General features: G+C 39.0%; 14 protein-coding genes. 12 read left to right on the forward strand and 2 right to left on the reverse strand.

The window, feature by feature from the left end:
* The first annotated feature begins 247 nt into the window (after positions 1 to 247).
* From BKO01S_RS03410 to BKO01S_RS03425, 4 genes are all read left to right on the forward strand, one after another.
* Positions 248 to 1,210 carry a tRNA dihydrouridine synthase gene (locus tag BKO01S_RS03410; RefSeq protein ID WP_198158764.1) on the forward strand — a complete coding sequence of 321 codons (963 nt, stop codon included), beginning with the start codon at positions 248 to 250 and terminating at the stop codon, positions 1,208 to 1,210.
* 404 nt (positions 1,211 to 1,614) lie between these two features.
* On the forward strand, positions 1,615 to 2,523 hold the full coding sequence (locus tag BKO01S_RS03415; protein ID WP_066048603.1) for a sensor domain-containing diguanylate cyclase: 909 nt from the start codon (positions 1,615 to 1,617) through the stop codon (positions 2,521 to 2,523).
* 903 nt (positions 2,524 to 3,426) lie between these two features.
* Complete coding sequence (locus BKO01S_RS03420; protein ID WP_066048606.1) at positions 3,427 to 3,972, forward strand: sigma-70 family RNA polymerase sigma factor; 546 nt, start codon at positions 3,427 to 3,429, stop codon at positions 3,970 to 3,972.
* Complete coding sequence (locus tag BKO01S_RS03425) at positions 3,962 to 4,996, forward strand: hypothetical protein (protein ID WP_066048609.1); 1,035 nt, start codon at positions 3,962 to 3,964, stop codon at positions 4,994 to 4,996. The genes BKO01S_RS03420 and BKO01S_RS03425 overlap by 11 nt, the downstream gene beginning before the upstream one ends.
* An 869-nt stretch (positions 4,997 to 5,865) precedes the next feature.
* Here the strand turns inward: BKO01S_RS03425 and gltC are convergent.
* Positions 5,866 to 6,768, reverse strand: a complete 903-nt coding sequence (gene gltC / locus BKO01S_RS03435; RefSeq protein WP_066048614.1) for a glutamate biosynthesis transcriptional regulator GltC — start codon at positions 6,766 to 6,768, stop codon at positions 5,866 to 5,868.
* A gap of 131 nt (positions 6,769 to 6,899) precedes the next feature.
* On the opposite strand from gltC, the gene gltB reads away from it, so the two are divergent.
* The 3 genes from gltB (at position 6,900) to BKO01S_RS03450 (ending at position 13,315) form a co-directional block, all read left to right on the forward strand.
* Complete coding sequence (gltB, locus tag BKO01S_RS03440; RefSeq protein ID WP_066048619.1) at positions 6,900 to 11,438, forward strand: glutamate synthase large subunit; 4,539 nt, start codon at positions 6,900 to 6,902, stop codon at positions 11,436 to 11,438.
* 17 nt (positions 11,439 to 11,455) lie between these two features.
* Positions 11,456 to 12,922, forward strand: coding sequence for a glutamate synthase small subunit (gene gltD, locus BKO01S_RS03445; protein ID WP_066048622.1), 1,467 nt, complete (start codon positions 11,456 to 11,458; stop codon positions 12,920 to 12,922).
* 87 nt (positions 12,923 to 13,009) lie between these two features.
* A complete protein-coding gene (locus BKO01S_RS03450) occupies positions 13,010 to 13,315 on the forward strand; it encodes an HU family DNA-binding protein (protein WP_066048625.1) in 306 nt (101 codons plus the stop codon).
* A 182-nt stretch (positions 13,316 to 13,497) separates the two neighbouring features.
* Here BKO01S_RS03450 and BKO01S_RS03455 read toward each other — a convergent pair whose 3' ends face one another.
* Positions 13,498 to 14,379, reverse strand: a complete 882-nt coding sequence (locus tag BKO01S_RS03455) for a LysR family transcriptional regulator (RefSeq protein WP_066048627.1) — start codon at positions 14,377 to 14,379, stop codon at positions 13,498 to 13,500.
* Between the two features lie 445 nt (positions 14,380 to 14,824).
* On the opposite strand from BKO01S_RS03455, the gene BKO01S_RS03460 reads away from it, so the two are divergent.
* The 5 genes from BKO01S_RS03460 (at position 14,825) to BKO01S_RS03480 (ending at position 22,432) form a co-directional block, all read left to right on the forward strand.
* Positions 14,825 to 16,447, forward strand: a complete 1,623-nt coding sequence (locus BKO01S_RS03460; protein ID WP_066048630.1) for a PucR family transcriptional regulator — start codon at positions 14,825 to 14,827, stop codon at positions 16,445 to 16,447.
* A 213-nt stretch (positions 16,448 to 16,660) separates the two neighbouring features.
* Positions 16,661 to 18,118, forward strand: a complete 1,458-nt coding sequence (locus BKO01S_RS03465; RefSeq protein WP_066048639.1) for a CoA-acylating methylmalonate-semialdehyde dehydrogenase — start codon at positions 16,661 to 16,663, stop codon at positions 18,116 to 18,118.
* 31 nt (positions 18,119 to 18,149) lie between these two features.
* Positions 18,150 to 19,490, forward strand: coding sequence for an aspartate aminotransferase family protein (locus BKO01S_RS03470; RefSeq protein ID WP_066049554.1), 1,341 nt, complete (start codon positions 18,150 to 18,152; stop codon positions 19,488 to 19,490).
* 255 nt (positions 19,491 to 19,745) lie between these two features.
* Positions 19,746 to 21,206 (forward strand): aldehyde dehydrogenase family protein, encoded by a 1,461-nt coding sequence (locus tag BKO01S_RS03475; RefSeq protein ID WP_066049558.1) that lies wholly within the window; start codon positions 19,746 to 19,748, stop codon positions 21,204 to 21,206.
* 32 nt (positions 21,207 to 21,238) lie between these two features.
* Positions 21,239 to 22,432: an NAD(P)/FAD-dependent oxidoreductase gene (locus BKO01S_RS03480; protein ID WP_066048642.1), complete on the forward strand. Its 1,194-nt coding sequence runs from the start codon at positions 21,239 to 21,241 to the stop codon at positions 22,430 to 22,432.
* The last annotated feature ends 8 nt before the right edge of the window (positions 22,433 to 22,440 follow it).

Here is a 22,440-nt window from a genome sequence, read left to right on the forward strand (position 1 = left end):
TAATAGAAAAGCATTTGATCTAGATAATACCTGCATCAACTGCTTTTTTGTTTATAAACCTACCATTCAGGACCGTTTTTCGTTAAAATAAATATTACCGTTTTTCACAAATTAATGTCCAAAGGTATTTGTGTTTGATAATAAGGTATTAAGCATGATATAAGTGTAACAGAAGTTGAATTTTTGCTTTATAGTTTTTGACTGAGAGTCTGAAGATGTATCCATTGTGAGAGGATTTGAGTTTGAAATGATAGATAATTTTTGGCGTGATTTACCACGACCATTTTTTGTACTTGCACCCATGGAAGATGTGACAGATGTTGTTTTTCGTCACGTAGTAAGTGCAGCCGGTCGACCGGATGTATTTTTCACAGAGTTTACCAACTCGGATAGCTATTGTCATCCAGAGGGCATGAAAAGTGTGCGTGGCCGTTTGACTTTTACAGAAGATGAACAGCCAATGGTGGCACATATTTGGGGAGATAATCCCGAATATTTCCGTCAAATGAGTATTGGCATGGCAGAGCTAGGATTTAAAGGCATCGATATTAATATGGGCTGCCCTGTACCGAATGTGGCATCGAGAGGGAAAGGGAGTGGCCTTATTCTGCGTCCAGACGTAGCGGCAGAACTGATTCAAGCAGCAAAAGCGGGTGGACTGCCTGTCAGCGTGAAGACACGACTTGGCAATAAGGAGGTTTCTGAGTGGGAGGAGTGGCTTACGCATATTTTCAAACAGGATATTGCGAACCTTTCTATTCATTTGCGTACTAGAAAGGAAATGAGCCAAGTAGATGCACATTGGGAGCTCATTCCGGAAATCAAAAAATTGCGTGACCGTATTGCACCAAATACGCTTCTAACCATCAACGGAGACATTCCTGACCGTAAAGTTGGGCTGCAACTCGCTGAACAATATGGGATTGATGGCATTATGATCGGGCGAGGTATATTTAAAAATCCTTTTGCTTTTGAAAAAGAGCCAAGAGAGCATAGCAGTAAAGAATACCTTGATTTATTAAGACTGCAGCTTGATCTTCAAGATCAATATGCAGAATTAGTACCACGTTCAATCACAGGACTTCATCGCTTTTTCAAAATTTATGTCAAAGGATTCCGTGGCGCTGGTGAATTAAGAAATCAATTGATGACCACGAAATCAACTGATGAAGTGCGTGCATTGCTTGATAACTTTGAAAAAGAATGTTAATGCGACGGGGACAGTGAGTTGATGTAACTCTCAAATTCTTTACAGCTGCAACTTTTGTTTTTGATAAAGTCTGTTTTCTGAAAGATACAGTTCTCAAGAGAAAACAATAAACTCACCAGCACCCCTTGTGGGCCACATAACCTCTGCACGGTGTAAGGCTGTGGCGAAAATTAAATTGGTATGAGAGTAACAGCTTTGTCATTTAGGGATAAGGCTGTTTTTACGTAATTTGAGTGGAATCTGTAGCTGTTTTTCTTTGCGAAAAATTAAGAGGAAGTCACCGCTTGTTTCTCCCGGCATTGCAACGAAGTTAAATTAGAAAAGCACTCTTTATCAATTACAGATGACAATTATTGTCCTAAAATGGTAACATATATTATCCATTTATAGAATTGAGGTAAACTATGGATTACAAAGTTGCTAACGATTTGCTTGCATTAGTTAACTCACTAATTGACGGAAAATTTTTCTTTATTTCAAAGATACGAAATAATATGTTCACACTTGTGAAAGTTTTGGATAATGGAATGAACCTACAATTAAATGACGGGGATACTTTAAGTACCTCTGATTCTTATTGCCAACAGATTGTGAATATGAAAGAGTCGTGGGTTATTGATGAAGCACAAACCCATCCTTTTACTAGTAAATTGGCTCTAACGAAGGAATATAATATCCAATCCTATGTAGGTGTACCGGTTTTTTATAAAGATGGAGGCCTGTACGGGACTATCTGCGCTTTAGACACGGAGAAGTCAAAGTTTACTGATAAAGAGGTTGATATTCTTACTAGATTCTCTAATCTGTATACGAGTGTTGTTGAGCTAGAGAAAAGGGTGAAATATGACAAATTAACTACTTTGCACAATAGAGATTTCTTGTATGATAACTTCGAGAAACTCTTTCACAAAGGTTCTTTGCTTCTATTAGATCTAGATGGTTTTAAAGAAGTAAACGATCAATACGGCCATGAAGTCGGGGATTTAGTTCTGAGAGAGGTTGGAGAACGAATAAGAAACTTTGTTGGACTAGATGGTGCAGGGTTTAGATTAGGAGGAGACGAATTTGTTACCATCTTTCCTGATGTGACAGAGAAAAATGTGATAGAAGATAAAGCAACTAGTCTATTGAAGATACTAGCTGATTGGGAAGATTTCCATTACGAAATCGGAATTAGTGCAAGTATTGGTATTTCTTTATTTCCAATAGATGGCTCTAGTATCTCTCAGTTACTCAAAAAAGCTGATATCGCAATGTATCAAGCAAAACAAATGGGGAAAAATGCTTTTCGTATGTATAGAGCGTCTGCTTAGTCGTTGTCCATTATTGGCGATAATTTAAATCATTGTATATGTTTAACCCACTTATCTCACTAAGTGGGTTTTTCGCCTTTATTCGCCTTGCTCTACTAGCCCTCCTATAATGAAAGGACTGACCAAGGGGGTAATATTACGTGGAACAAACACGATTCATAACATTTACAATAATGTTTATATGAAAAGTAGAGGGGATTCATTACCGTTCTGTTCAAGTTTGTTTCTATTTTACATAATATCTATTAGGAAAGTCAGTAACTTGACTTAACGTTTAGTATCCATAAATAGTGGTTCGGTATAGGAGCTTATTGAATACGACCTTAGAAATTATGGTCATTTTAATAGGCCATAATATATTATATTTTAACCATATTTGCTAACTGTAAAAATAACATAAAAATGGGTAATTTATAATAAGAGATTTTATTATTCATTTTTGGTATAGGTAGTGAAGGGGCCTTTTTATTAAGAAGGCCCTTTTATTATTTTGATTCATTATCAGTTTAGAGAGTGACCACTATACTGCAAGAGGAAATTCTATTGAAAAACTGAGTAAAATACGTTCAAGTAAAAAATCAATTAAGTCTGATATATCAAGGTTTTTGGTATTCTATTATTTATTTAAGTTGGTTTATTTTGGATTTAGGTAACTTTGTAGATGAACACGTTTTAAGTCCTGATATTGTTAATGGTGGAGACCTTGGCTTGCAATTGATTGGTTAGGATTATTTTGCTACTAACCTTGTGTATAGTATCTGGTATTAGTATTTTTAGAGCATGCCCTTTTGTTTATGATTGAAACTATGAATTGACATAAATAATTTATTTAATTGAATCCAAATTTATATAGTGTTCGTCTTTTTAATTATAAATACCTATTTTGAGAAGGTGATTTGTCCAATGAATATCCCCCTTAATGATAAGAATGAAGATAAGAAAAAAAGTATAGAGGAGTTAATTGATGAATTCGGAAAACCAATGATGAATTTAGCCTATACATATGTAAAGGATTGGAGGCTAGCTGAGGATGTAATGCAGGAGGTTTTTATTAGTATCTACAAGGATATCGACAATTTACCGAATATTACTTCATACAAAGCTTGGATATACAGAATAACAGTAAATAAGTGCAAGGATTTGTTAAGAAAGAAATTTTTCAAGAAAGATATAATTTTCGATTTTTTTGGACACTTCAGTAAAAGCGAAAAACTTACACCAGAAGAACAATTATTGGTTTCTACAGAGAGAAAAAGTTTATCACTTTCAGTGTTAGAACTTCCAGTGAGATATCGAGAGGTCATTATTTTATATTATTATGAAGACTTTAGTACAGCTGAAATCGCTGAACTACTATCTCAAAATGTCTCAACAGTAAAAACTAAATTAAACCGAGGCCGTCAACTGCTCAAAAGTAAACTTAATAGGGGTGATTGGTTTGAATACTAAGGAACTGTTTAAAAATGCTTTAGATGAAGATATTTTTAAAGATAACCCATTTGACACAACAGTAAAGGAAAGAACAATTAGGAAAATAAACAGATTAGAAAATCGTAGAACTTCAAATAAACGATTCCAACTAATATTTAACCGGTTACTCACTGTTAGTGTTTGTGCCGTTTTAATAATAATAACTATTAATATGATAAATAATAACAACCTTTTTAACAAGAATGGGAAGGAGGGGAGTCAAACAGCGAATGAAGGACAGAAAGAAAACTCATTAACAACAAATGAAAAAAATATGTTAACTAATAAAGATGCACTTGAAGAGTATAAAGGACTACCAGAAAATATTAGAAATATTTTTACTGAAAACTTACTCCACTATTATAATAAAGATTCCGATTTTAGAGAAAAGGTTGCAATTGCACTAACCATGACAGATTATCTATCTGTCTATAAACTTGAAGCAATGACAGACAAAGTACCTGGCCCAAACTTTAATTGGGGATTTACTTATACCAATGAGAAAGTTTACGTTATAGGGGAAGACTGGATAGAAATCGAAAATAACTTTATAAACTTAAATGATAATTCAACATCCAGATTAAAAGAGCACCTAAATCAAATTGGAAAAGAATATGTTATAAATACGGGCGAATTAGATTTTCCAGAAGGAACAGATATATTTAAGCCCAAGCTTTCTCATAACAATTTAGATCAATCTATCATAAGTAACATCGTTAAGGATGTTGAAAAAAAAATTGTCGGGTTAAATGAGATTTCAGGAAGTATGGGGGAAAGAGATAATTTAATATACACTAAAATAAACGATTTTCTTAGTTCCTATCAAGATATTCAAGGGATAGATAATCAACAAGAGTTAGACACTTATTTTCAAGTCAGTCGTGATTTCTATATATTTTCTCTAATTATTTTAAGACCTGTTGAAGTTGAAGTTTTAAAAGAACCAAAGTATCTCTCAAATGAGGAACAAGTAAAAGATATCGTAGAGAATTATCCGAGGTAATTTTTAAAAACAGTATAGAGGGTTTCTCTATTCTATTTCTGTTTTTCCTTTTTTCTTAGTGGGGAAATTTGAATAGCATAATGCTATAAGAACGATTTGACTTGGGGGTAAAAAAATGACCTTTCACCAAAAGTTAAGGACTGAGGATATAAAAGCATTTCGAAAGAACGTTAAAGAAACATCGAAACAATTGAAGAATAGGTATTTGTTGGTCGGTGCAATTAGTTCGATAATCTATTTTCTATATCTACTGAATAAAACCTATACTGTGCCGGATATTTACTCATTGAGTTGCTCCCGACATATTCTAAATGGGGTTTTGATGTATTTCATCTAGTTTCGTTCATCTTTATTATTTATCCTGTTCTTGTTGAGTAATCTTATTCCTTTACATGGGGCAAATTTAATCTCTTCCTTAGTAATATGAACTTAGAGAAGAGATTAGCTATATTCTGTAAATGATAACTAGGAGGAGCCATGTGCGTTATAGCGCAAGCGCGGTTCTGTGAGGGGGAGGACAAGGGGTGATTTTTTGGAGAAAAACATTGGGGATGTAGATAATTTTTTAAACAAGTAGTAAAAAAACTTTGCAAAAAAAATAATATTTCCCTCAGAAACCTAAATTTGAAATCATCGAGAACACATAATGTTTATTAGCAGTAAGAACCACTAGTCTTCGGACAAGGTCCGTCCCCAGAGGCAGTTAGATGTCCGGAAAAGGGGTTGATTCGGACAAAGACCGTCCCCAGAGGCAGTTAGATGTCCGAATAAGGGGTTGATTCGGACAGAGACCGTCCCCAGAGGCAGTTAGATGTCCGAATAAGGGGTTGATTCAGACAAAGTTCGACCAGTTTTTTGTAGTAAAACTTCTATTTATACTGCTCCAACCGATTAAAAAACTGAATCAAAAACTGATAAAAGTTACTTTCAGCGGGTGCCAGTTCTCGATGCTTTGGAATAATCACCCCAACCGTACGCATCGCTTTTGGCGTTTCAATCGGTACCTTAACCGTGAACCGGGGGGTAGAGTCATAGAACGTGCTCTCAGGCAATAGACTAACTCCGATTCCAGCAGAAACAAGGCCTTTTAACGCATCCATGTCCTCACCTTCAGATGTAATCTCTGGTTCAAAACCTGCTTCACGACACGCCTCCACTGCAAGCCTTCGAAGAACATACCCCTTAGGAAATAGGACGAACTTGTCTGTACGTAAGTCACTAAGATGAATGCTTTTTTTCTCAGCCAGTGGATGCTGGGAAGGAATCAAAGCAACGATGTTTTCCATAAATAAAATCTTTGTCTCTAAGTCCGGATCATTCGTAGGGACGGGGCCAAGGAAGGCTAAATCAATTTCCCCATTTTTTACGGCATCGATTAAGTTGGCATACGAGCCTTGACGCAGATGGAAGTTGACGTTTGGTACGTCATTCTTATAAGCGGAAATCACGGTAGGAAGCCAATATCTAGAAAGGCTGGTCGGATAGCCAATTTTAATCGTCCCTGCTTGCGGATCAAGATATTCGTCTATTTTATCCTTGGCTTCATCCAGCTTTTTCAAGGAGCTTTTTACATACTTCAAAAAGACATAACCAATCTGTGTGACCTTAATATTTCTTCCGACTCGTTCGAGTAGCTTTACGCCTAACTCCTCTTCTAGCTTCGTAATTTGATAGCTGACCGCTGATTGTGCCACATTTAAATTATCTGCTGCTTCTGTCATATGTTCTCGTTCTGCTACTTCTATAAAATAGCGCAATTGACGGAGCTCCATTTTGGTCTCTTCTCCTATTCATATGTTTTTTCGATTAATTTAATATAAATTATATATTGTTTATATGATTTTGAAAACATAGAATGTTGTTATATGAATTTTTCGACAACAATCGGCAGGGAGAGAAGAATATGACATATCATCAATTACCAAAAGCACAAGGTCTCTACCGTCCTGAATTTGAACATGATGCATGTGGAATCGGCTTATACGCTCATATAAAAGGGAACGCCACACATGATATAGTGGCAAAAGGACTATCTATGCTTTGTCAATTGGATCATCGTGGTGGACAGGGAAGTGACCCGTTCACAGGCGATGGCGCAGGACTTATGGTTCAAATACCAGACCTGTTTTTCAGAAAAGAATGTGCTGACATGAACTTACCTGAAAAAGGGAAGTACGGTGTGGGAATGCTCTTTTTCTCAAAAGATGACAGAGAGCGGGAAGAAATAGAAGCGCAAATTAATAAATTAATAGAACAAGAAGGTCAAACGGTGCTTGGCTGGAGAAACGTTCCAGTTGATGCTAGCAAAATTGGGGTAACTGCTCAGGAAAGCTGTCCAGTTGTTCGCCAGGTGTTTGTTGGAGGTAACGAAAATGACTCTCTAGCGTTTGAACGCAAATTATACGTAATTCGTAAACAAGCAGAAAACTGGGCAAAGGTTTCTGACTATCGTTTCTATTTTGCGAGTTTTTCAAGTAGAACGATTGTGTATAAGGGATTATTAACTCCTGAACAAGTGGATCAATTCTATTTGGATTTGCAGGATGAGAGCTTTGTATCTGCTTTTGCTTTAGTGCATTCACGCTTCAGTACAAATACCTTCCCAAGCTGGGAAAGAGCGCATCCAAACCGTTACTTAATTCACAACGGAGAAATCAATACGCTTCAAGGAAATATACACTGGATGAAGGCACGTGAAACTCAATTCATTTCTGAAGCATTTGGTTCAGATTTAGAAAAAGTGTTGCCAATCCTTGATACAGACGGTAGTGATTCGTCAATTTTAGATAACGCACTTGAATTTTTGGTGCTTGCCGGCAGAAAGCCTGCACATGCGGCCATGATATTAGTACCAGAGCCTTGGTCTGAAAATCCTCATATCACAGATGAAAAGAGAGCTTTTTATGAGTATCACAGCTCGTTAATCGAGCCGTGGGATGGACCATCAGCGATTTCGTTTACAGACGGAAAACAAATTGGTGCCGTTTTAGACCGTAATGGACTTCGACCAGCTCGTTATTATGTAACGGAAGATGATTATATTATCTTTTCATCAGAGGTTGGGGTAATTGATGTTGAGCCGGAAAAGGTGTTATACAAAGAGCGCCTTCAACCAGGAAAAATGCTTTTAATCGATCTAGAAGAAGGTCGTATTATTTCTGATGAGGAAGTTAAATCAGAAATGGCTCAAGCGAAGCCTTACCAGCAATGGTTGAATGACGAGCTTGTAAGATTAGAAGATTCAGTAGAGGCTGAGGGAGAAATTCCAGAGAATTACCTAGTTCTTCAAAAAGCGTTTGGATATACGTATGAAGATATTCAAAAATACATCCTTCCAGCTGTAACGGAAGGAAAGGATCCGCTTGGAGCGATGGGGAACGATATGCCGCTTGCGGTCTTATCCGATAAACCACAGAATTTGTTTAACTACTTTAAGCAATTATTCGCTCAAGTAACGAATCCACCAATTGACGCGATTCGTGAAGCGATTGTAACGTCAACCGTTTCTTACTTAGGGGCAGAAGGAAATCTGCTACATCCATCAGCAGAAAATTGCCGTCGTATTCAGTTAGAAACACCAATTTTGACAAACAGCCAGCTTGATGCTTTAAAAAATGGTACAGAATTTAAAAGTGTAGTCATCGAAAGTGTGTTCCATAACGATCTAGAAAGCAGTCTGAACAACCTTTGCCGTCAAGCAGAAGAAGCCATTGCAGGTGGAGCAAGTATACTGATTTTATCAGACCGCAACATTAATGAAACAACCGTTGCGATTCCTTCCCTTCTAGCAGTGAGTGCTCTTCATCAGCATTTGATTCGTGAGGGGTTACGTACGAAAGCTAGCATTCTAGTGGAATCTGGAGAGGTAAGAGAAGTTCATCATTTTGCGGTGTTACTTGGATATGGTGTGGACGCAATCAACCCTTATCTAGCATTCTCGATTTATCAGCAAGCTGTTTCCGAAGGCGCATTACCATTTACCTATCAAGAAGCGGTGAAAAAGTACGTCGTTTCTATGAGTGAAGGTGTGGTTAAGGTTATGTCGAAAATGGGGATTTCTACGGTACAAAGTTACCGCGGTGCTCAAATTTTTGAAGCGGTTGGAATCAGCTCAGATGTAATTGACCGTTACTTCACAGGAACAGTTTCACAGCTTGGAGGAATTGGCTTAGAAACGATTGCTGAAGAGGCGAAGCTGCGTCATGCGGAAGCTTACTCTTCATTAGATCATACCTTAGAATCCGGCAGTAACTTCCAATGGAGACATGATGGAGAACACCATGCCTTTAATCCTGGAACCATTCATACATTGCAATGGGCTTGCCGTAACGGTGATTATGACTTATTTAAAAAATATTCGACACTTGCCAATGAAGAACGACTCGGCTTTTTACGTAACCTATTCTCTTTCAATGGTTCAAGACAACCATTACCTATTGAAGAGGTGGAAAGTGTGGATTCAATCGTTCGCCGCTTCAAAACAGGTGCAATGAGCTTTGGATCCATCAGTAAGGAAGCGCACGAAACCTTAGCAATTGCCATGAACCGTTTAGGTGGAAAGAGCAATAGCGGTGAAGGTGGAGAAGATGCAAGTCGTTTTGTTCCTGATGAAAATGGTGATAACCGAGGAAGTAAGATTAAGCAAATTGCTTCCGGTCGTTTTGGTGTGAAAAGTCATTATTTAGTAAATGCCGAAGAGCTACAAATTAAAATGGCTCAAGGAGCGAAGCCTGGTGAAGGCGGACAGTTAATGGGGAAAAAGGTGTACCCATGGGTAGCCGACGTTCGTGGATCGACACCTGGTGTTAGCTTAATTTCACCACCACCACATCATGACATCTACTCAATCGAGGATTTGGCTCAATTGATTCATGATTTGAAGAATGCCAATCGTCAAGCTCGCATTAGCGTCAAGCTAGTATCGAAGGGCGGAGTTGGAACGATTGCTGCTGGTGTTGCGAAGGCTGTAGCGGACGTAATCGTGATTAGCGGATACGACGGCGGAACAGGTGCTTCACCGAAAACAAGCATTCAGCATGCTGGATTACCGTGGGAGCTTGGGTTAGCTGAGGCACACCAAACGTTGATGCTTAATGGACTTCGTGACCGTGTTGTCCTTGAGACAGACGGGAAGCTAATGACAGGTAAAGATGTGGTTATGGCGGCCTTACTAGGTGCCGAGGAATATGGATTTGCTACAGCACCACTAGTTGTTCTTGGCTGTGTCATGATGCGTGTGTGTCATTTGGATACATGTCCTGTTGGAATCGCGACTCAAAATCCAGAGCTTCGTAAAAAGTTCACAGGTGAAGCAGATTATATCGTGAACTATATGCGCTTTGTGGCACAGGAAGTTCGTGAGATGATGGCTGAGCTTGGATTTAGAACGATGGAAGAAATGGTTGGCCGTACCGATGTATTAACGGTGAGTGAACGAGCAAAATCACACTGGAAGGCGCAGCATTTAGATTTAACAGCACTGTTGCACAAGCCTGAAGGAGCAACAACCTTTAAGCGTCCACAAAACCATCGAATTGATGAAACACTTGATGTGAAATATATATTACCGGCTGTTCAAAAGGCTTTAGAAGACGGAACACCTGTAGAAGCGAGCTTCCCAATTACTAACGTGAATCGTGTAGCTGGTACGATTGTTGGAAGTGAAATCTCGAAACGTTATGGTGAAGTGGGTCTTCCAGAGGATACGATTACCTTAAAGTTTAACGGATCAGCGGGTCAAAGCTTTGGTGCGTTTGTACCAAAGGGAATGACGCTTGAACTTACAGGTGACGCGAATGATTATGTTGGAAAAGGTCTTTCTGGTGGGAAAATCATCGTGAAAGCCGATGAACATACAAAAATCGCTTCAGGCGAAAATGTTATCGCAGGAAATGTTGCCTTTATTGGTTCAACAAGTGGGGAAGCGTATATTAACGGACGTGCGGGAGAACGTTTTGCCGTTCGTAATAGTGGTGTGAATGTCGTGGTGGAAGGTATTGGTGACCATGGCTGTGAATACATGACAGGTGGACGCGTCGTGATTTTAGGAGATGTAGGGAAAAACTTCGGAGCAGGAATGTCCGGTGGAATTGCTTATGTTTATACGAAGGACGAAGAAGCATTTAAAGAGTTATGTAACCAGGAATTGATTGAATTTGAATCGGTAACGTCTCCTGCTGAACAGGATGAACTAAAAGCATTAATACAAAACCATTACCGCTACACAGACAGTGTGAAGGCGAGTTGTATTCTAGAAGACTGGGCAAAACATGTCAGAAAATTTACCAAAGTCATTCCAAAAGACTACAAGCGAATGATCACTTTGATCGAGGAGCAAAAGTTAGAAGGTTTATCGGAAGAAGAAGCCGTCATGAGCGCCTTTTTAGCGAATTCCGGAGCAACATCAAAACCATCAAAACAGCAGGAAGCTGCCATCCGCTAAGAAAGGGGAGTTAAAACATGGGAAAAGCAACAGGATTTATGGAATATGCTCGTGAAAAAGCCGCAGAAAGAGATCCTTTACAAAGATTAAACGATTGGAAAGAACATAAACTTCCTATCTCAGATGAGAAATTAAGTACACAGGGGGCGCGGTGTATGGACTGCGCAACTCCCTTCTGTCATATCGGTATGGATATCCAGGGGGCAACGTCCGGGTGTCCAATTCATAACTTGATTCCAGAGTGGAATGATCTTGTGTATAAAGGCCGTTGGAAAGAAGCGCTAGATCGCCTGTTAAAGACGAATAATTTCCCTGAATTTACAGGAAGAGTGTGTCCGGCTCCATGTGAAGGGTCTTGTACCGTAGCCCTTTACGACCCAGCAGTCACGATCAAAAACATTGAACAAGCGATTATCGACAAAGGCTTTGAAAACGGATGGATCACACCAAGAATTCCTGCTTCTCGCTCTGGGAAGAAAGTAGCAATTATCGGTTCTGGCCCTGCTGGCTTAGCGGCAGCGGACCAGCTGAATCAAGCTGGCCACTCGGTTACTGTATTTGAGCGCGCGGACCGTCCGGGAGGCTTGCTCATGTATGGTATTCCTAACATGAAGCTTGAAAAAGAAGTGGTAGAACGCCGTATTCGATTATTAACGCAAGAAGGAATCGACTTCGTAACGAATACAGAAGTGGGCAAGGATATCCAAGCGACTGAGCTTCAAGCGCAATTCGATGCGGTCATCCTATGTACAGGTGCTCAAAGACAACGTGATTTAGTGATTGAAGGCCGTGAATCAAAGGGCATTCACTTTGCGATGGATTACTTAACTTTAGCAACAAAGAGTCTATTAGATTCAAATTTCGAAGATGGTAACTTTATAGACGTGGAAGGCAAAGATGTAATTGTCATCGGTGGTGGTGACACTGGTGCAGACTGTGTCGCGACAGCTCTTCGTCAAAAATGTCGCAGTGTTGTTCAGTTTGGAAAGCATCCACAATTGCCAGCTGAACGTACCTCTGACAACTTATGGCCCGCATATCCAAATGTGTATACAATGGATTATGCGTATAAGGAAGCAGAAGCAAAATTTGGAGAAGATCCACGTCAATATTCAATTCAAACAACAAAAATTGTTTCTGATGAAAACGGAAATCTGAAAGAGCTTCACACAATCCAAATGGAAAAACTAAAAGATGAGAACGGACGTTTCTACTTTAAAGAAATTCCAGGCACGGAAAAAGTATGGCCAGCTCAGTTTGTATTTATCGCGATTGGCTTTGAAGGGACAGAGATGCCTCTATTAAACCAATTCGGAGTAGAATCGGTTAATCAAAAGATTAAAGCTGCTAAAGGTAATTACAAGACAAACGTAGAAGGCGTGTTTGCTGCTGGTGATGCTAGAAGAGGACAGAGTCTGATCGTTTGGGCAATCAACGAAGGCCGAGAAGTGGCAAGCGAAGTTCACAAATACTTGATGGTGTAACATTGGAACAACGAAAATAGGCTGCATTGGCAGCCTATTTCTTTCTCCGGAACAGGAATCAAGAATTTACTAATAGAGGTACATCGTATGAATAAAACAGATATAATTTACACGCTAGCCAAGACATGTGCGTTTTCCAAAAAAGAATCTAGAAAAGTAGTAGATGTTATCATCGATATTATTTCAACCTCATTAGCAGACGGGGAAAAGGTACAAGTATCCGGCTTTGGAAACTTTGAAACTCGCGAACGAGCAGAGAGACAAGGTAGAAACCCGCAAACGGGGGATGAAATCCATGTTCCAGCAGCCAGATACGCTGTATTTACTCCTTGCAAAGAGTTGAAGGATGCAGTAAATCAGCGAGAGAAATTGAATTTACTAGAAATGAAATAGCTTTCCTATTTATAATCGCTTCGTTTGAGGCGATTATTTTGTTTTTTAAATGGAAACCTCCTAAAAAATATAGGTATATACCTAACAATATAAGCTCAGATTTATTAATTATCAAAAGAAAACCAACCAGTTCTTATTGAATATACTGAGGAAGTTCTGTATATGTACTTTTAAAGAAATCATTAGAAGTCCAATAGGTCATTTTCTCTTAGCCATGAATATACACAATCAATAAATATCTTCGTGGCAGGGGATAGATTAGGTTTTTTGGCGATTCCAATAAATCGATAAGACTCCTCTTCCAAATTTAGAATTCGAATGTTTGCAGGAAGATTCGTAAGAGTCATTTCAGGTCTGATGCTAATACCAAGATTATTTCCTACCATGGAAATAATGGCTTGGTCATCTGAGACCTCAAATTTAATGTTTGGGATGATTTTGTGTTTCTTAAAAATGTTCTTTATCTCATTGTCCCAGCCTTCTTTGGGCATAATTAATGGTTCACACTGGATTTGATGAAAAGATATACTCTCTTGATTGTGGATTGGATGCCTTTCTGAAACAATGCAGAGCATTCGATCCATTTTTAAAGGAAGAAAATCAGGTGCCTGTGGTGTAGGTAAGCTGAGGAAACCACAGTCTATACTTCCATCAGAAATCCATTGGTCAATGGTGTTGTAATCGCCCTCATACAATTTAACAACAATTCCTGGGTGAAGGTCCTCAAATATCTTTATAATATGAGGTAACCATTGGGTAATCACACTAGTAAACGTACCGATTTTTACTTCACCTACCTCTAATCCGTTGATCGCCGCAGCTTCCTGCTTTAACTGATTGTTCAAGGCTAAGATCTCACGAATGTAGACAAGGATACGCTCACCATTATCTGTTAAAGTAATGCCAGAACGACTTCTGGTCAGGATAGAAAAACCAAACTCACTTTCGAGACTAGATATCGCGTGACTAATTCCCGATTGTGTAATCTTCAGTTTTTCCCCTGCTCTTGTAAGGCTCCCTGAATCTGCTACCGTGTGAAAGATTTCGTACCGATTAAGTGTCATTCTTGATCTCCTTTTCATTAGTAACCCTCATGGATTCCATTATAAATATTCATTTTACTCATGTATAGACCTGAAGTATACTAAGCATAGAAACTGTGAATTTACTTAATTTTTCCATAAGTATTGTGAAATAATGAAGTGGAATCACGATAATATTCAGCAAGGGAAAATAACTATTTTAATATATAAAATTAAAAGCGCTTACATTTAAAAAGTCTATCTTATAATGGGTTTTACTCTTGTTTCTAAGTGTATATTGGTGAATAAAATTATATTGTAAGAATATGTAACAGGCTCGTTGATTGTCTATATATGTTTAGAAGTATAATAAACTTACAGCTAGTAGATAAGTCTAGAATTAATTTTCGGAATTATTTGTATATAGACTAAATTTCAAATCATCTTAAGAGAGTGATTTCTTAAAACCTGAACAGGGGGAGTGTCAATGAACTTTTACGTGAATTTATCGGTGCAGGAAATTTTACAAAATAAATTTTTTAACGAGGCAAAGGTAGTAGCGGGGAATAAGGGTCTACTTAGACCCGTTCGATGGGTACATGTTCTTGAAGTCACAGCGATTGAAAATCTTCTAAGCGGGAATGAGCTGATTCTTTCTACAGGAGTCGGCTGGAAAAGTGATCAAGAGGTATTTAGGTCATTGGTTCAACAATCGATCCAGTCTAATGCAGCCGGACTTTGTATAGAATTGGGCACGTACATTTCCTCGATCCCCCAAGAGATCAAGGATTTAGCTGATGCCCATGATTTTCCTATCATCGTATTTTCTAAAGAAGTAAGATTCATAGACATCACACAAGAAGTTCACAGCCTCTTACTTAAAAAACATTACAAAATCCTTTCTAACCTTGAAGAATATTCGAATCGGTTAAATCAATTGCTTCTTTCGCCTAATCCCCAACAGAGAATTTTGCAACTATTACATGATTATTTAAAAGTGAATGTATGTTATATTTCCAATCAAGGGAAAGTTCAAATTATCTCTAAAAAAGAGAAGGATGAACAAAATAAAATTTATCATCTCATTAAAGAGAATCGAATACCAGAGGAAATGGATGTTGCCCACCAATCGGTTCAGGCGTTAAGTCAGACCTATGCCGATCTCTTCATTATATCGGAATTTGAACCCATTACAGATTTTGGCACCCTTATTTTAGAACGTAGTGCGACAGCATTAGCACAATGTGTATTACGGGAATTATATGTGGAAGAACATCGAATGGCAAAGGAGTCCGAGTGGGTCGGGTGTTGGATTGATGGCGAATATAAAAATAGTCAAATTAGTCGATACCTTTCTGAGCTAGAACCTAATCTTAATCCAAATGTTTGCTCGGTGATGATTTGTAAGGCTGACCATTTAGAAAAGCTCATTAGTGAATTCACCTACTTAAAAGTCTATATTCGGTCGATTTTTGAACAGAGAGGTATCTATGTACTCTTTCATATTCAAAAAAATCAAATTGTCTTTATTCTTCTTAACAACTTAAAAGCAGAAGATTTTAAGAGAAGAATACAAGAGAGCATTGATTGTTTAGCAAAGTCTGATTTTATAAAGAAAAAGAAATTTTCACAGCTGAATTTTAGTGTTGGGAAATTTGTACATGATTTAGGTCAGATAAAAAGCAGCTATCTCTCAGCAAAAGAAACACTAAGTATTCGAGAAAAAATGCCAAGTGAACTAAATACTTATTTTTATGAGGATCTGTATATCTTCCGGTTAGTATTAGCTGCTCATGAACAAGGGGTACTCAGTGAATTCATAACCGATTATATTGGACCAATCATTCAGCATGACCAAAAGAATAATGGTGAGCTGCTGCGGACGTTAAAAATCTTTTTAGAATGTAAAGGGGCGAAGAAGGAGACAGCAGAACACCTTCATATCGTTCGACAAACGCTTTATCATCGACTGGATAAAATCTATGAATTAATCGGTAGAGATTTCATGGAATCATATAAACGTCAAGCAATTGAAGTGGCCATTACTGCTTATACATACACTTCTGCAGCCATATCGTCCTTTGGATTAGCGTCTGTTAAGTCATCTTAAGATAAAAATACCCTTGCAAACTCTTAACGAGATTTGTGAGGGTTTTTTGTAGCCATTTTATCAGACAGTGTGTATAACTTTTCGTCTTGTACATCTTCAAATGTAGAAAAAAATGACTAAATATTTTACACAGTGTCCAATGAAGGAGAAATTCCTACCAAATATAATTAGCACAAGAGTTGAAATAGAAGGAAAAAGTAGGAGGTTTTAAAAATGGAAGTCACACAAACGGTACAAACATTAAAGAACTTTATTAATGGACAATGGGTAGATTCCACTAGTAGTCAGATGGAGGAAGTACCAAACCCAGCAACAGGTGAAGTGATCGCACGTGTACCAATTTCGACGAGGGAAGATTTGGATTTTGCTGTTTCAGTAGCAGAAGAAGCCTTTAAAAAGTGGAAGAAAGTCGCTGTTCCGAAACGAGCCCGAATTTTATTCCGCTATCAGCAGCTTTTGGTGGATCATTGGGATGAATTAGCAAAGCTCATCACATTAGAAAATGGAAAAAGCTATAACGAAGCGTACGGGGAAGTTCAGCGCGGGATCGAATGTGTGGAATTTGCTGCAGGAGCACCAACATTAATGATGGGCGACCATCTTCCAGATATTGCAACAGGTGTTGAATCGGGAATGTACCGTTATCCTATCGGAGTTATCGGAGGAATCACTCCTTTTAATTTCCCAATGATGGTTCCTTGTTGGATGTTTCCGCTTGCCATTGCCTGTGGGAATACATTTGTCTTAAAGCCATCAGAAAGAACTCCTTTATTGGCTAACCGTATAGCCGAGTTATTTAAAGAAGCTGGTCTGCCAGATGGGGTATTAAATATTGTGCATGGTGCTCATGATGTCGTGAATGGCATCTTAGAAAATAAGGATGTAAAGGCAGTATCATTCGTTGGTTCACAACCTGTTGCAGAGTATGTGTATAAAACGGCAGCAGCGAACGGAAAACGCGTTCAGGCGCTTGCAGGTGCAAAAAATCATTCCATCGTTATGCCAGATGCTGATTTAGATAATGCCGTAACAAATATAATTGGAGCTGCTTTTGGTTCGGCAGGTGAACGCTGTATGGCTGCTTCTGTCGTAGTTGCTGTTGGTAGTGTGGCGGAAGAGTTAATCTCACGTTTAAAAATAGCAGCTGATGACATTACCATCGGAAACGGAATGGATGAGGGTGTTTTCTTAGGACCAGTTATCCGTGAGTCTCATAAAGATCGTACGATTAAATACATTGAAATTGGTGAAAAAGAAGGAGCAAATCTGATTCGTGATGGTAGAAGTGATAGCAAAAATGAACAAGGGTACTTTGTGGGACCAACGATATTTGACGGTGTTTCTCCTGAGATGACGATTTGGAAGGATGAAATCTTTGCTCCTGTGTTGTCCATTGTTCGAGTGGAGAAATTAGAGGAAGCCATTGAGCTGACTAACCAGTCTGAATTTGCCAACGGTGCGTGTTTGTATACCGATAGTGCGAGCGCGATTCGTGAATTCCGTGAAGATATTGATGCGGGGATGCTTGGTGTGAACCTTGGAGTTCCAGCGCCGATGGCCTTCTTCCCATTCTCTGGTTACAAGAAATCGTTTTATGGAGATCTTCATGCAAATGGGAAAGATGGAGTAGAATTCTATACTCGTAAGAAAATGCTTACTGCCCGTTACTAAAAGAAAAAAATAATAGATGGGGTTGATGAAGGTGCAAGCAGTAGGACAAACACAGGATTTAAAGAAAACAGATGAGAAGTATCTCTGGCATGCGATGAAAGGTTCGTCTCCAAACCCTTCGAATTTAATTATCACCAAAGCTGAGGGAGCATGGGTGACGGATATCGATGGAAATCGTTATTTAGATGGGATGTCAGGTCTTTGGTGTGTCAATGTGGGTTATGGCAGAAAAGAGCTAGCAAAAGCAGCATACAAACAACTGGAGGAAATGCCATATTTTCCTTTAGCGCATAGTCATGTACCTGCTATTAAACTAGCTGAAAAACTGAATGAATGGCTCGGAGACGATTATGTCATTTTCTTCTCTAATAGTGGTTCTGAGGCAAACGAAACCGCCTTTAAAATTGCGCGACAATATCATCAGCAAAAAGGGGATACGAACCGCTTTAAGTTTATTTCACGCTACCGTGCATACCATGGCAATTCGATGGGTGCTCTTGCCGCAACCGGTCAAGCACAGCGGAAATATAAATACGAACCACTAGGACAAGGATTTTTACATGTAGCACCTCCGGATACGTATCGGAACCCAGAAGATGTTCATACGTTGGACTCTGCAAATGAAATCGACCGTGTCATGACGTGGGAGTTAAGTGAGACCATTGCTGGTGTCATCATGGAACCGATTATTACAGGAGGCGGTATTTTAATGCCTCCAGATGGATATATGGCAAAAGTAAAAGAAATTTGTGAAAAGCATGGAGCTCTACTGATTGTTGATGAAGTAATTTGTGGATTTGGGCGAACAGGTAAACCATTCGGATTTATGAACTATGGCGTGAAGCCGGACATTATTACGATGGCTAAGGGGATTACCAGTGCCTATCTCCCTTTGTCAGCCACGGCTGTAAAAAGGGAAATCTATGAAGCTTATACTGGAAGCGAAGACTATGATCGCTTCCGTCATGTGAATACGTTCGGTGGAAATCCGGCTGCTTGTGCCCTGGCATTAAAGAATCTAGAAATCATGGAAAATGAGAAGCTAGTGGAACGCTCGAAGGAATTAGGGGAACGTCTATTAGACGAACTAGAAGAGATTAAGGATCATCCAAATGTCGGAGATGTACGTGGAAAAGGGCTTCTTCTAGGAATCGAATTAGTAGAAAACAAACAAACCAAGGAACCAGCAAGTCTGGATAAACTCAATAAAGTGATCGGTCTCTGTAAAGAGAAAGGGTTGATCATTGGAAAGAATGGAGACACCGTTGCAGGCTACAACAATGTGTTGCAATTATCTCCACCATTGAACATTACAGAAGACGACTATGCTTTTATTATAAAAACCATAAAGGAAAGCATCTATCAATTATAGGGACATGAACGATGGGGAGTTTCCCCATCGTTTTATTATCCATACCTAGATTCGAGCAGTGTTAAATGGTAACGACGATAAGTTTTACACAGTGTCCAATGAAGTACATAAAATCCTGTTGTATCTTTGAAATAGCTACTAGTTATTAGTATTTCATTTTACAACTTGTATATTTTTGAGGAAGAGGTGACTTTAGTGATTTTAGAAAAAGCACATATTGAATCTGTATTAGTAGGTAATGATACTGTTCAAAAAATGTATATCAATGGTGAGTGGGTAGAAAGTGAATCAAAGTATACGAGAGAAATTATTAATCCAGCTAATGGAGAGGTAATTGGGGTCGTTACGGAAGGTTCTGTAGAAGATGCGAAAAAGGCTATTGCCGCAGCGAAACAAGCCTTTTATAAAAATGGATGGATGAATAGCAAAGCAAGAGACCGAGCAGAGCTTCTACTGAAAATCTCCAATAAATTAGAAGAAAGAAAAGAAGAATTTGCCTATTTAGATACATTAAACAATGGAAAGACAGTAAGAGAATCCATTGCTGATGTGGAGGATGCTGTTAATCAACTACGTTACTACGCTGGGATGGCAACCAAACCACATGGTCAAACGTATGATGTTCCTGATGATATCCAGGCAATGGTCGTTCGTGAAGCAATTGGGGTTGTGGGAATCATCGTTCCTTGGAATTACCCGTTAGTGATGGCCAATCAAAAAATCGCTGCTGCTCTTGCTGCCGGTTGTACCGTACTCGTAAAACCCGCACAACAGACACCACTTTCAGTGATTCGATTGTTTGAAATCATTGATGAAGTAGGCTTCCCACCAGGAGTTGTGAACTTGGTACTAGGATCTGGAAGTAAGGTTGGAGCAGAAATTGTAGCTAATCCGGATGTGGATAAAGTCTCTTTTACAGGTGGAACTGATACGGGAATTAAGTTAATGAAATCGGCTGCAGATACAGTGAAAAAAATCAGTCTAGAATTAGGTGGCAAATCTCCTAATATCGTATTTGCAGATGCTGATTTTGAAAGTGCCGTAGATTACGCTTTATTCGCTATTTTTGCCAATCAAGGACAAGTATGTTCGGCCGGGTCACGTTTAGTACTAGAAGAAAACTTATATGAAACATTTGTACCTGAACTAGTAAAACGCGCCAAATTGATCAAGGTTGGTCCAGGATGGGAAAAAGGCGTTGAAATGGGACCGCTTGTATCCGAAGACCATATGAATAACGTGCTGAATTATATTGAAATTGGGAAAAAAGAAGGAGCTACCCTGCTTTGCGGTGGGAATCGAATCGTTGAAGGGGATTTAGAAAAGGGGTACTATGTGGAGCCAACGATTTTTGGAGATACCACGCCTAATATGAGAATTGTTCAGGAAGAAATATTCGGGCCGGTATTAGTGATTCAAACCTTCAAAACAGAGGAAGAAGCCATTGAATTAGCAAATGGAACGGCTTTTGGTTTGGCTGGAGCGGTATTCACACAGGACGGAGCCAAAGCACAGCGAGTGATTCGCCAATTACGTGCAGGAATTACGTGGATCAATACGTATCATCCTACATTTAACGAAGCGCCATGGGGCGGATATAAGCAAAGTGGAATTGGTAGGGACTTGGGAACCTACGGATTTGAAGAGTATCTCGAAATTAAACAAATTAATATTAATCTGAAAGTGGAGCCTTCCGGATTCTTTGAAGGGAAATAGGGAAGAGAAAAGATCCTTAGAGGAGAATACAAATGAGAAGTTTTGACGTGATTGTCATTGGAGCAGGTGTCATCGGGTCGAGCGTAGCCTACCATTTGGTGAAAAAAGGCCTGGAGGTTGCCCTCATTGAAAGTGGGGGAGTGGCATCAGGTACTTCTAGTCGATGTGATGCGGTAGCTCTAATCTGTGATAAAAAGCCTGGGATTGATACCGAGATAGGCTATGCAAGTATTCAGCTTTTCAAGCAATTGGCTAAAGAATTTTCAGTTGATTTCGAATTTTCCTCACGTGGAAGCTTGTATGTTTGTGAAACCGACAAAGAACTGGAAATTGCCCAAGAGTATGTTACCCAGCAAGCTCGAGATGGCTATGATATGCGCATGGTAGATCGTCATCAATTGCAGGCAATAGAACCTTACCTAGCAGATGATTTAGCTGGAGGAATTTGGACGGAAGTAGATTCTTCTATGAACCCTTATAAACTGTGCTATGCGTTTGTAGAAGAAGGAAAAAAGTTCGGATTACAGGTGTATGACTACCATTCAGTACAAGATATTAGCTTAGATGAAAAAGGCAAGGTCGAAAGTGTAGTAACGGATCGGGGCACCTTTAAGACGAAAAGGGTTGTCAATTGTGCTGGCGTTTGGTCACCAAAAATAGCCCAAATGGTCGGAGTTCATATCCCGATTAAGCCACGAAAAGGAATGGTGTTAATTTCCGAGAAGACGCCATTAAAGGTTGCGGGCCAAAAGGTTCATGAATTTGGCTACATGTTATCGAAATTCGAAGACATTACGTTTAAAAGAAATGTTAGTGAATTAGTTGAAAAACATAATGTTGCTTTTACCATTGAACCGACCGATGCAAGGAACTATTTAGTAGGAGGACACCGCGCCTTTAATGGATACGATATTCGCTCGGAAATGGAAGTGATGCGTGCTATTGCGGAACGTGCGATACGTTTCCTACCAGTTTTAAAAGACATTAATTGTATTAGAGCTTACGCAGGAGTGAGACCATGGGTGGAAGATCATCTTCCTATTGTGTCAGAGGTTGAAGAGGTTCCTGGCTTTTACATTGCTAGTGGTCACGAAGGAGATGGCATTAGCATGTCTCCAATCACAGGAAGAATGGTGGCTCAACTGATTACAGGAGAACCAACGGATTTCAACATTGATAAGCTGAATTTTTCTAGATATAAGCAAAAACAACAAGCGGTGATCTAAAAATAATA

Source organism: Robertmurraya korlensis NBRC 107688, from assembly GCF_001591645.1.
GTDB lineage: Bacteria > Bacillota > Bacilli > Bacillales > Cytobacillaceae > Robertmurraya_A.